The organism is Nostoc sp. DedSLP03 (genome assembly GCF_034530815.1).
In the GTDB taxonomy this organism is placed as follows: Bacteria; Cyanobacteriota; Cyanobacteriia; order Cyanobacteriales; family Nostocaceae; genus Nostoc.
On the sequence record NZ_JAVRCK010000007.1, the window covers coordinates 51,628 to 63,702 of the forward strand.

Genomic DNA, 12,075 nt, shown 5'->3' on the forward strand with positions numbered 1-12,075 from the left:
TAAGAGTTACTAATATTTTTTTAGAAGTCAATAACATTCAACCTTAACTTAAAAATAATATTATTTACTCTATCATTAGTAATAAAATCTCTATTCCTTAAGTTGGAAAAATTAATCTAGAGGGCAACAGACTGAAAGAAACCTGTGTGTCTGCGACACGCCGCGCAATCTGCTTGACTGAAGCAGATGCCTGCGTTAGGATGCGCTAACGCTAAAAAGCAAGGATTTTAAACCCTCACTGTTGCCACAGCTTCCCGCAAGGTACGGCTGTTTACATGGCTCCAAATCATCTAGGCCAAATCCCCTTCTAGCTTATTTAAATGCGATCGCTCGAGAGTTTAACACATAGTAAATTGACAAATAGTCTCATCCGGTCTGTAGAAATATGACAGCGTGTCTTTTGACACGATTTTACTATTACAGCCACAATGCTACGTAGTGACTGTTTTGACTTGGTGTGAAAGAGAACGTGAAAAAGGATTTTTTGTTGCTAACAGTTGCTTTACCGAGTTTACTGATAGCGTCTCCTAGTTATGCGGTTGAGAGTGAAATTGAGCAGAGAAATACTAACAAATCAACCGAAGTTATTTCAGATATTCCGAGTTTGAGTGAAATTGAGCTACCGGCCACTAATGCTGAATTATTATCTCAACAATCTGTACCGATTGAAGTTAATCCAGAAGAAACTCAACCAGAAACAGAGCAAACTCCGAGCGATGATGCAGACATTTCTATAGAAGCGATCGCAGAACCAGACAACCTACCCCAATCTACTCCAACTTACGTAATCGATCGAGAAGAAATTAAAAAGCAGGGTGCTGCAAGTTTAGCCGATATTTTGAAAAGAATGCCTGGTTTTGCAATCAATGATGTCGGTCATGGTGCAGATATTCACACAGGTACATACTACCGGGGAGCCTCAATTAATCAATCTGTATTTTTGATTAATGGTAGACAAATTAACACTAATATCAACACTTATCATGGCGGAACTGATTTAAATAGTATTCCTGTAGAGGCGATTGAACGAGTGGAATTATATAGCGGCACAGCCTCCGCTTTATTTGGTTCCTCAGCCTTTGGAGGAGTTGTGAATATTATCACCAAGGAAGGTTATGGCAAACCTAAATTGAGCGCTAGTGCAGAATTTGGCTCATTGAGTTTAAATAACCAACAACTAACTTATGGTGGTTCATCCGATAAAGTCAAGTACAACTTTAGCTTTGAAAGATTCTTTACAGATAACCGTTACCGCGTTCCTGTAGGTGCAGCAAATCGTGACGAACAAGGATTTTTATTCAATGCAGACACAGCTACAAGTACGTATTTTGGTAGCATTGGAGTAGATTTAGATCGAAAAAATTCTTTGAATTTAGATGTTACTGCACTCAGCAGTCGTCGCGGTTTAATTTATTTCGGTTTCCCTCTCCAAAGAGATAGATTAGACCACGATGGTTTAAATATTGGCTTATCTTGGAAAACTCGGCTAGGTAATGGCGAAAGCTCTAACCTAACAACCTCAATTGGTTATAACCAAGATTATTTTAGCACTTACGGCCCTACAGGATCGTTTTACCGTACAGGAGCTTTAGATACCCAACAACTTACAGCCAGGGTAGATCATGAGTGGAAAATTACTGCCAATAATAAATTACGTTGGGGATTAGATTTAAAAAACACCGACTTAACCGGTGATGTTTTGAGTACGAATCCTATTGCTATCGCCAATAACGAAACTGAAAATAAGAGTTTGTTCAATACAGCTTTATTCGCTGTTAATACTTGGAATATTAGCGATAATTTTCTGATAGATTTAGGGCTAAGACAAAGCTTTGATAGCCAATTTGGAAATTATCTCAATCCTAGTGTTGGGTTACGTTATGCCGTCACACCAATAGTAGCAGTGCGTGGAAGTTGGGCAGGGGGACAACGCAATCCTGGGTTAGATCAGTTGTATGTTTATGATACAGTTCATGGTTGGGCACCTAATCCTGATTTAAGACCAGAAATTGGCTCAACTTGGACTGCGGGAGTCGATGTTAATTTTTCTCAAAATCTGATTGGGCAGTTTACTTACTTTGGTAGTAGTATAGGCGATCGCTTGGGAGTCATCGCCGGAAAATGGGCAAACATTGGATTAGTAGATACCAATGGTTTAGAGGCTGCATTGCAATTAAAAATTGCCACTGGCTGGTCAACTTTCCTCAACTATACTTATACAGATGCCCAAATAAAAACAGGGACAGAGAAAGGTTTACAACTAGGTTTGATTCCGTACTCTGTATTGCAAACTGGTGTGGGTTATGAAAATTCAGGTTGGCAAGCTAACTTGTATGTTACCTACAATAGTGGCGCTCGCAGATCCATCTTCACTAACCCTACTGACAAGCCTACAGATTTTGCACCGTCTTTCGTGAATTTAGATTTGAGCGGGCGTATACCTTTAACTAGCAATTTAGGACTGACAGTTTACTTAGAAAATCTACTCGGTGAGCAATATGAGCGAGTTAATCGCATATATAGCCCTGGATTTACTTTTCGTCTGGGTTTAAATGCCAATTTTTAGGCATTCAATGTAGAAAGGTTGCAGTTACAACCTTTCTACATTGAAATTCCATTACTATTTACTGGCGGAGAAATTATATTCTCCAAGACTACCACCAATACCATTGCTCAAGAAAGCTGAAAAAGATCCTCCAATTCGCAGGGTAGAACCGATTTGTGAGAGATTACGTAGCAAAGAAAATATCATTAAAAACGTAATAAGTACTATTAAATTTACAAAAAATTACCCAGGTTATAATTCTTTTTATGAAGAATTTTTTGTTACTGTCCTTCGATACAAATAGCTGACATGAGAGCCAGAATTGAAAATAAAATACTTTTTATCCATCACGAAGATTTGCCAGAGTTTAAAAAGGGTGGTTCGGTAGTAAGAAACTCTTATTTTTGGGCATTACGTTCAATAGCTGGTCAAGCTTCACGTTATCGTGATTGGGAATACGAACCGGAGGTTTGGCTAGCGCTTTCACGAATGCTTTTATCGTTTGCTGAATCAGGATATTTGGGTATTAGAGAAACTTTACTAGAGTTTCCCTTATCTCAAGGAGAAATTCCTAATTTGCTGCGAGATGTTTCCACTTGGGAGTAGAGATGTATTGTCATTGTTGTTAACAAACCCTCTGCCAGCTTTTGGTTAAAAATGATTAAGATTAGAGATATCAAGCGATCGCCAGAAATATTTGTATCTTTTAATTTGTAATCATCCCTATTGAAATATCTCTTCTACATAAATGCGTAGCTTCTGATTGCAGGGTGCGAGCGATCGCTTTTTTGCAGTCAAAAATTTTGTCATCATATTGAACTAGCAATCTCCCTAGCAGCTTCTCGCAGCCGTTCCACATCACGCATCGGTGGCGCACCAAAGAGCCGCTTGTACTCTCGGTTGAAGTGCGAAGCATCGTCATAACCCACGCGGTAGGCAGCACTGGTAGCATCAAGCTTTTCCCCCAGCATCAGACGGCGAGCCTCTTGGAGCCGCAGTTGCTTTTGGTACTGCAAGGGACTCATGGCAGTGACAGACTTGAAGTGATGGTGGAAGCCCGATACACTCATTCCCAGTTCTCGGGCGATGCTTTCAATCTTGATCGGTTCGTTAAAGTCTTTACGAAGTCGCTCAACGGCTCTGGCGATGTGGTAGGTGTAGCCACCGAGAACTGCAATATGACGGAGCCGATTACCTTGCTCTCCCATCAAGAGTCGGTAAATGATTTCCCGCTTAATCAGTGGTGCGAGAACATGAGCTTCAGCAGGGGAATCTAGAAGCCTGACAAGCCGCACCACAGCGTCCAACAGATTTGCATTCAATGGACTTACATCAATCGCTTTCACATCAGCACGACTGCGCGATGAGGTATACCCTGCCTCGACCATCACTGAGCTAACGAGGGTGGGGTCGAGATCGAGGCGAAGGCTAAGGTACGGTTGCGCCTTGGACGCTTCCAGAATTTGGCTGATAATTGGCAGTTCGACCGTAGCCAGCAGATAATGCATCGGGTCGTACTGATAGCGATCGCTACCCAAAAGAACTTCTTTGCTACCCTGAGCGATCGCACAAAAGGCAGGGATAGAGACACTATGAACGCATTCCAAAGGCGAAGAGGAGCGGTTGAAGTGCAAACCTTTGAGTGGCTCAATCGTCCCATCATGAGGAATAGCCTGGGCAATCCGTTCAGTCAGTTCGTCTCTGTTGGCTTGCACTCTGTTTGCCTCGCGCTTTGCCTGCGGGTTGTTTATTAAATCGCGATCGGACTTTTCACTCGTTTTAACAGCGTTCATTTCTAAGTTTGCAGGATTGTACAACAATCTTAGACGATCGTTTTATTGTTTTTCCTCCAAAATGCCTAAGATAAAGCTAAAGCAATCAAAAACGATTCCGGCTTCTTGCAAGCGTCTAGATTTTTATTTAATAAAAAACTCAGTTTTGATTGGGTAAGAAACTCACCTACTGATAACCAAAACGGCATCAAGGCTAACCTTGCTTCTGAAAAAATCCATCCCTATTGATAGAGAAGCGATAAATGCTCAATCTCTACGATTGGGACAGCCACCGAAATGGGATCAAGTCGCCAAACCGATCAAACCCTAAACGTACAACAAAGCATTGTCGCCACCTTCACCGCCAACGGCGATGACTGATATCGCCACTCAGGAGGTATTCGACGGCAAGCTCGTGGACTGGATGGAAAAGGTCAGCGACGAACAATACTAAAACAGATTCAAGACCGAGTAGACATATTCTAGATTGGAGCATCAATTTATGTACAACGCCAAAGCTTACTCCGCAGTCAATGCGACTGCACCGCTAGCTTCCGACACAATCGAGCGGCGCGATCCAACCGATCGCGACGTACAGCTCGAAATTCTCTTCTGTGGCATCTGCCATTCCGATCTCCATTCAGTGCGTAATGAGTGGAGTGATTTCATGTCCACGAACTACCCGATTGTCCCCGGTCATGAGATTGTCGGACGTGTTACCCAAGTCGGCTCGGCAGTTACCAAGTATAAGCCCGGCGACCTCGCGGCAGTCGGTTGTTTGGTGGATTCGGATGGTACCTGTCCTAATTGCAAAGCTGGCCTTGAGAATTTCTGTCCGAATCAGATCCTCACCTTCAACTCAAAAGACAAGCACCTTGGAGGTGTTACCTACGGCGGCTACTCCGATAGCATTGTCGTTGATGAACGCTTCGTGCTGCGCGTTCCCTCCAACCTCGATCTCGCTGGAGCTGCACCGCTTCTTTGCGCTGGAATCACAACTTATTCACCCATGCGTCACTGGGGCGTCAGCAAAGGCAAGAAAGTTGGCATAGTCGGTCTTGGGGGACTGGGACACATGGGCGTGAAGTTCGCCCGTGCGTTTGGTGCCCACGTTGTCGTCTTCACCACCTCAGCCGACAAGACAGAAGACGCGCTCCGACTGGGTGCCGATGAAGTGGTCGTTTCCCGCAATGCCGAAGAGATGCAGAAACACGCTGGCAGCTTCGATTTCATCCTCGACACCGTTTCCGCCAAGCACGACATCAACGCTTATCTCAACCTGCTCCACCTCGATGGCAATCTCACCCTAGTCGGCGCTTCCCCGATTCCCCTTGATGTTTCGGCATTTAGCCTGATTATGGGCCGCCGCAATCTCTCTGGCTCGAACATCGGCGGCATCCCGGAAACCCAAGAGATGCTCGACTTTTGCGGCGAACATAACATCACCGCAGATGTCGAAGTTATCCCCATCCAAAAGGTCAACCAAGCCTACGATCGCCTGCTCAAGTCCGATGTGAAGTACCGCTTCGTGATTGATATGGCATCCCTGAAATCTGAATAACCAAGGCATTAGCGCAAATTTCAGTAGAAGGCGATCGCTATCCAGAAGAATTGGAAAAGCGCACGGGATTATAGACGGAATCGCTGGACACAGAACTGTGACTCAAAGAAGGAGGTGCGGATGACAAATACACCGCAGAAGGACTTTATAAGGATAAGTGAAGCGGCACATAAAAACCATGAGAAACTATTTCCAAACCACAAATCGACCCTGAAAGTAACCGACCCGGAACTGATCGAAGTCTTTGACAACTTCGCCTTCGACGAAGTAATTGTTCAGAGCAAGCTGGATACAAAGACAAGAGTCGTGCTGATTCTGGCATCTATCATCGGCAGCCAAGCAGTAAGTGAATACAGGCTTATGGTGGACGCTGCGCTCAATGTTGGAGTAACGCCGATTGAAATCAAAGAGATCCTGTATCAGTCAGTACCTTACGTGGGTATGGCAAAAGCATTTGATTTCGTCCATGCCACGAATGAAGTGATGTCCAACAGGGGCATTCAATTACCTTTAGAAGGGCAATCGACCACCAACCCGGAAACACGCTACGACAAAGGGCTGGCAATACAGAAAGCTGTGTTTGGCGAGACGATCGATCAAATGTATGAGCGATCGCCCAAAGACCAGCTACACATTCAAAGGTTTCTGTCTGCCAATTGCTTTGGCGATTATTACACTCGCAATGGGGTAGACATCAAAGTAAGGGAGCTGATTACACTGTCTATCCTCATAGCTCTGGGCGGGGTTGAATCGCAGATAAAGGGGCACATTCAAGGCAACCTGAATGTCGGAAACGGCAAAGACACACTACTGGATCTGATTACACAATTGTTGCCTTGGGTGGGATATCCCCGAACACTGAATGCGTTGAAATGCCTGAATGAAGTGGTGACGGAGTAATGGTGACGATCGCGATTGACTCGTGAAGAATATGTTCTCTAATTCCTTTAATTCAAAGACAGGAGTGCAAAAAATGCAAAAGCGCCAACTTGGAAACAGCAACTTAGAAGTTTCAGCGATCGGGCTTGGTTGTATGGGAATGAGCTTTTCTTATGGCCCGCCCAAAGACATACAGGAGATGACCGCCCTTCTGGGGGCTGCCGTCGATCGCGGTATTACATTCTTTGACACCGCCGAGGTCTACGGCCCGTTCTTAAACGAAGATCTGGTGGGTGAAGCCCTCGCTCCCTTCCGCGACCAAGTGGTTATCGCCACCAAATTCGGGTTCGATATCAGTCCGAATTCCGATCCGCGTGGGATGAAGGGTTCACCCGGACTGAATAGCCGACCGGAGCATATTAAGGAAGTCGTGGAAGGTTCGCTTAAGCGACTCAAGGTGGAAGCGATCGATTTGCTCTATCAGCACCGGGTTGACCCGAACGTGCCGATCGAAGATGTGGCCGGAGCAGTGAAGGAACTGATTGCGGAAGGTAAAGTGAAGCACTTTGGACTCTCGGAAGCAGGAGTGCAAACGATTCGTCGCGCCCACGCGGTTCAGCCCGTCACGGCACTTCAGAGCGAGTACTCACTGTGGTGGAGAAAGCCTGAAGCGGAAGTGATACCGACCCTGGAGGAACTTGGCATCGGCTTTGTCCCCTACAGCCCTTTGGGCAAGGGCTTTCTCACGGGCAAGATCGACGAAAGCACGACTTTTGACAGTTCCGACTTCCGCAGCACCCTGCCTCGCTTCACTAAGGAGGCTCTCAAGGTGAATCAAGCCCTGATCGATCTGCTCGGCAGCATCGCCGAACAAAAGCAAGCGACACCTGCTCAAATTGCGATCGCCTGGCTCCTTGCCCAGAAGCCGTGGATTGTTCCGATTCCAGGCACCACAAAGCTGCATCGCTTGGACGAAAACATCGGGGCAGTCTCAGTCGAACTCACACCCGACGATCTGCGTGACATCGATGACGCTGCCTCCAAGATCGAGGTGCAAGGCGCTCGGTATCCCGAAAAGCTAGAGCAAATGACTGGTCGTTAAACTGGCACTAACTTAAGCCGTATAGTAGGCAGCATAAGGGTTACAGAGGAGTAGAGGGGAAAGATGCAACAAAGCACTTTACTCAAAAGTTCCCCCTCCTCTTGTTTGCTCCTCTGCTTCCCTGCTCCCCTGCCCCCTTGCTACCTCGACAATTTACCTTTTGTTAGTGCCATTCGATACTGACACCTGTGCAACTAGCGCTTGTGATGATTTCGCATGGATTTATGAATCTTCTTCCATCGTTCTTTCTCAGCTAATTGCGCCCTTTGGTCTTGTTTGCGGTTAAGGTAGTCGAGTTCTTTTTGTAACTTTTGGTAGCTAAGAAACCTGGAATAATCAAGTTCTCCCTCAGCTAAAGCCTGCTGCACAACACAACCCGGTTCGTTATGATGCTGACAATTGCGGAAATGGCAATCTTGCGCCAAGGTTTCGATGTCTGCAAAAGTTTCTTGCAAACCTTCATCACCTGCCCAAATTTGGATTTCCCGCATTCCTGGAGTATCAATAATTAATCCGCCAGTAGAGAGCAAAATCAACTCACGATTAGTTGTTGTGTGTCTACCTCGGTCATCACCTTGCCGTACTGGTTGCACAACTTGCACTGATGCACCTTGCAGTTGGTTGGTGATGGTGGATTTACCAACACCAGAAGATCCCAACAAAGCAACTGTCTGTCCTGGTTGCAAGTAAGGTTTTAAGGCATCCAATCCTTGATGATTGGTGGCACTTAAAACTGCAATTGGTACACCCAAAGCAACTGCTTCTATTTGGGTTAAATACTCTTCTAGAGAGTTGCACAAATCTGCTTTGTTTAACACAATTACCGGATTTGCACCACTTTCCCAAGCCAGAATCAAATAACGCTCAACTCTTCTTGGGTTAAAATCGCCATCCAATCCTGAGACTAAGAAGACTGTATCAATATTTGCTGCAACAATTTGTTCTTCTGTTTTACTACCCACCGTCTTGCGAGAAAATTTGCTTTTCCTGGGTAAAATCTCGTTGATAGTGGCTCGTCCTTCAGATTCTCTGACACTAATCACAACCCAATCTCCAACGGCGGGAAAATCTTGTGGTTGAGAAGCACGATGCCGCAATTTACCTGAAACTTCTGCTGAAAGTTCCCCTTGTTCGCTATAGAGGGTGTAAGTATTTCTGTATTCAATGGCAACCCTACCAACGCTAAATCCTTGTAAGCGATAGGGTTCAAAACTGCGAGCAAAAAAGTCACTCCAGCCTAAATAATCCAAATTCATTGATGTTTCCTCGATGTGTGCTACTTGTTTTGCACAAGGTTCCACAGAGGAAGACACTTCTATGCAGGAGAACTCCCCACACCAGAATGTCTGTGAATTCTAGTTTTCATTCCTGTAGAAAAGAGGACTGAACAGAATCTCTGCGCCTTGCGTTCTTTGAGTTGGGATGGTCAAAGTAACCCGGACTGCTAGTAATTCAGTCATAGTTCGTCCTCCTTGTGTACTACAGTAAATAATCTCCATTATTACATTAGCTTATTCCAGAAAATTCGTTTAAATTATGCAATTTTAACCATAATGTAGAGACGCGATTGATCGTGTCTTGAAAGACCAATGCACAAATTTGTACATTATAAAAACAATTTTGGTAAAAAATATCTGCTCATCTTTCAGCAACTTCTAGCGAAAGAAAGAGTTTGAGGGTGAGTATCTCTGTAATCATGAATGCGGATAAGTGTTTACCTGCTAAATAACTGATATGCCGCAATATTTCGGAAAACTACCCACAACTAACCAAGCTTGGACAACTATTAGCAATGTAAAAACTGTAACTTGGGAAAATAATATTGTTAATTTTGACTGTGGCGACTCACGCCTGACTATCAGTGTACTTACTCCAAATTTAATCCGCGTGCGTTTCGCACCCAATGGGGAATTTATGCCTCGTCGCTCTTGGGCAGTAACGCCAGATGATGCAGAATGGACAATAACACCTTTTGCAGTGCGCGAAACTGAAGCAACAATCGAAATTGAAACAGCACAGATTCGGGTGTGCGTTCAGCGGGAAAAGTGTCGCATCACCTGTTTTGAGAAAGCTAATCGTCCCTTCGCCCAAGATGCGGATATGGGAATGGGTTGGCGGATGGGTGCAGTTGCAGGGTGGAAGGAAATTGCCGCCGACGAACATTTCTATGGCTTTGGTGAACGTACTGGCTTTCTGGATAAACTCAGCGAAGTAAAAACTAACTGGACAACGGATGCCTTAGATTATGATTCACTAACTGATGAAATGTACCAGGCAATTCCATTTTTTATGGCTTTGCGTCCGCAGGTAAGCTATGGCATCTTTTTCAACACCACTTTTTGGAGTCAGTTCGATATCGGTGCTGAACAACCAGGTATTTGGAAGATGGAAACTCGTGGCGGTGAATTGGATTATTACATTATCTACGGCCCTGAACCAGCCCAAATATTGGAGACTTACACTCAGCTAACTGGGAGAATGCCATTACCGCCGAAATGGGCGCTAGGTTATCATCAATGCCGTTGGAGTTACGAATCAGAAAACGTTGTGCGAGAACTAGCAAAGGAATTTCGTCAACGCCGCATTCCCTGCGATGTTATTCACTTGGATATTGACTATATGCGGGGCTATCGAGTGTTTACTTGGAGTCCTCAACGCTTTGCCAACGCGGCAAAACTGATTAGTGATTTAGCAGAAGATGGTTTCAAAACAGTCACAATTATCGATCCTGGTGTGAAGTATGAACCAGAAGGTAATTATCATGTTTTTGACCAAGGAATAGAAAACGATTATTTTGTGCGTAAAGCTGATGGTACCTTGTTTCACGGCTATGTTTGGCCTGAGAAAGCTGTTTTTCCTGATTTTTTACGTCCTGATGTGAGTAACTGGTGGGCTGATTTACACAAAAGCCTAACTGATATTGGTGTGGCAGGAATTTGGAATGATATGAATGAACCTGCCATAAACGATCGCCCTTTCGGCGATGATGGAGAAAAGATTTGGTTTCCTCTAGATGCACCGCAGGGAGGAGAAAATTCAAAATTCAAAATTCAAAATTCAAAATTAGGAATTGATGTAACTCATACAGAAGTGCATAATTTGTATGGGTTGATGATGGCTAAAGCTTCTTATGAAGGGTTGCAACGGCATCGAAGTTCACAGCGATCTTTTGTGTTAACGCGATCGGGTTATGCTGGTGTGCAACGCTGGTCTTCTGTGTGGATGGGAGATAACCAATCGTTGTGGGAGCATTTAGAAATGTCTCTGCCGATGCTTTGTAACATGGGACTTTCGGGTGTGGGGTTTGTGGGTTGCGATATTGGCGGGTTTGCTGGTAATGCCACTGCTGAATTATTCGCTCGGTGGATGCAGGTAGGAATGCTTTACCCATTGATGCGCGGTCACTCGGCAATGTCTACTGCTCGTCATGAACCTTGGGTATTTGGCGATCGCGTTGAAAATATCTGTCGAGAATACATTAATCTACGTTACCAATTACTTCCCTATATTTATAGTCTTTTCTGGGAAGCGGCAACCACGGGCGCACCGATTTTAAGACCTTTATTATATCATTTCCCCAACGATCCGAAAACCTATAGCCTCTACGATCAAGTATTGCTAGGTGCATCGCTGATGGCTGCACCAATTTACCGCCCTGGAGTGGAGCATCGAGCTGTCTACTTACCCGCTGGCACTTGGTATGATTGGTGGAGTGGCGATCGCTATGAAGGCCCGATTCACATTCTTGCTCATGCACCATTAGAAAGAATGCCATTGTATGTCGGTAGCGGTGCGATCGTTCCTATGCAACCTGTCAGGCAATACGTTGATGAATCGCCACTCGACCAGATTCGGTTACGAATTTGGCCTGGTAACAACGAATATCAGTTATTTGAAGATGATGGACAGACAAGCAAGTATCAAGATAATAACCACTCAATAACTAACATCCGTGTATTTACCCAGGCAAGCCAAACAGTAGTGGAAATTGCAGCAAGAGTTGGAAAGTGGACACCTCCAACACGCGAAGCGATTGTAGAGCTTGTTGGTGTTGGAGAGCAACGCTTTCAAGATGACGGTAAGCCACATAGTCTGCAATTCTGAAATACTCGTAATGGTGGTTTTTGAGCCACCATTATTTTTTATTTTAAATTATGCACGAAAAAATATGCATAGAGGTAGATGAAAAAGCAGCGGAAGTGTAATTTAAAATACA

8 protein-coding genes are annotated in these 12,075 nt (G+C 44.7%); 6 read left to right on the plus strand and 2 right to left on the minus strand.

Annotated elements, in window-relative coordinates; genetic code table 11:
- Positions 1-469 precede the first annotated feature (469 nt).
- Both RM368_RS05185 and RM368_RS05190 read left to right on the plus strand, forming a co-directional pair.
- Positions 470-2,566 carry a TonB-dependent receptor gene (locus tag RM368_RS05185; protein WP_322693062.1) on the plus strand — a complete coding sequence of 699 codons (2,097 nt, stop codon included), beginning with the start codon at positions 470-472 and terminating at the stop codon, positions 2,564-2,566.
- A 288-nt stretch (positions 2,567-2,854) separates the two neighbouring features.
- A complete protein-coding gene (locus RM368_RS05190) occupies positions 2,855-3,151 on the plus strand; it encodes a hypothetical protein (protein WP_194043762.1) in 297 nt (98 codons plus the stop codon).
- Positions 3,152-3,354: 203 nt separating this feature from the next.
- Here RM368_RS05190 and RM368_RS05195 read toward each other — a convergent pair whose 3' ends face one another.
- Positions 3,355-4,338, minus strand: coding sequence for an AraC family transcriptional regulator (locus RM368_RS05195; RefSeq protein ID WP_322693063.1), 984 nt, complete (start codon positions 4,336-4,338; stop codon positions 3,355-3,357).
- Positions 4,339-4,819: 481 nt separating this feature from the next.
- Between RM368_RS05195 and RM368_RS05200 the strand changes: the two genes are divergently transcribed.
- The 3 genes from RM368_RS05200 (at position 4,820) to RM368_RS05210 (ending at position 7,859) form a co-directional block, all read left to right on the plus strand.
- Positions 4,820-5,878 carry an NAD(P)-dependent alcohol dehydrogenase gene (locus RM368_RS05200; protein WP_322693064.1) on the plus strand — a complete coding sequence of 353 codons (1,059 nt, stop codon included), beginning with the start codon at positions 4,820-4,822 and terminating at the stop codon, positions 5,876-5,878.
- 120 nt (positions 5,879-5,998) lie between these two features.
- Positions 5,999-6,778, plus strand: coding sequence for a carboxymuconolactone decarboxylase family protein (locus tag RM368_RS05205; protein ID WP_322693065.1), 780 nt, complete (start codon positions 5,999-6,001; stop codon positions 6,776-6,778).
- A gap of 73 nt (positions 6,779-6,851) precedes the next feature.
- The gene (locus RM368_RS05210) at positions 6,852-7,859 is read left to right on the plus strand and encodes an aldo/keto reductase (protein ID WP_322693066.1); all 1,008 of its coding nucleotides are present in this window, start codon (positions 6,852-6,854) and stop codon (positions 7,857-7,859) included.
- A gap of 194 nt (positions 7,860-8,053) precedes the next feature.
- Here RM368_RS05210 and rsgA read toward each other — a convergent pair whose 3' ends face one another.
- Positions 8,054-9,115: a ribosome small subunit-dependent GTPase A gene (gene rsgA / locus RM368_RS05215; protein WP_322693067.1), complete on the minus strand. Its 1,062-nt coding sequence runs from the start codon at positions 9,113-9,115 to the stop codon at positions 8,054-8,056.
- 478 nt (positions 9,116-9,593) lie between these two features.
- Between rsgA and RM368_RS05220 the strand changes: the two genes are divergently transcribed.
- On the plus strand, positions 9,594-11,963 hold the full coding sequence (locus RM368_RS05220; RefSeq protein ID WP_322693068.1) for a glycoside hydrolase family 31 protein: 2,370 nt from the start codon (positions 9,594-9,596) through the stop codon (positions 11,961-11,963).
- Positions 11,964-12,075: the final 112 nt, after the last annotated feature.

What these genes read in the sequence shown, in the direction of transcription:
- RM368_RS05200 (WP_322693064.1), top strand. Translation starts at nt 4,820, where the DNA reads ATGTACAACGCCAAAGCTTACTCCGCAGTCAATGCGACTGCACCGCTA.
- RM368_RS05195 (WP_322693063.1), bottom strand. Translation starts at nt 4,338, where the DNA reads ATGAACGCTGTTAAAACGAGTGAAAAGTCCGATCGCGATTTAATAAAC.
- rsgA (WP_322693067.1), bottom strand. Translation starts at nt 9,115, where the DNA reads ATGAATTTGGATTATTTAGGCTGGAGTGACTTTTTTGCTCGCAGTTTT.
- RM368_RS05190 (WP_194043762.1), top strand. Translation starts at nt 2,855, where the DNA reads ATGAGAGCCAGAATTGAAAATAAAATACTTTTTATCCATCACGAAGAT.
- RM368_RS05210 (WP_322693066.1), top strand. Translation starts at nt 6,852, where the DNA reads ATGCAAAAGCGCCAACTTGGAAACAGCAACTTAGAAGTTTCAGCGATC.
- RM368_RS05205 (WP_322693065.1), top strand. Translation starts at nt 5,999, where the DNA reads ATGACAAATACACCGCAGAAGGACTTTATAAGGATAAGTGAAGCGGCA.
- RM368_RS05220 (WP_322693068.1), top strand. Translation starts at nt 9,594, where the DNA reads ATGCCGCAATATTTCGGAAAACTACCCACAACTAACCAAGCTTGGACA.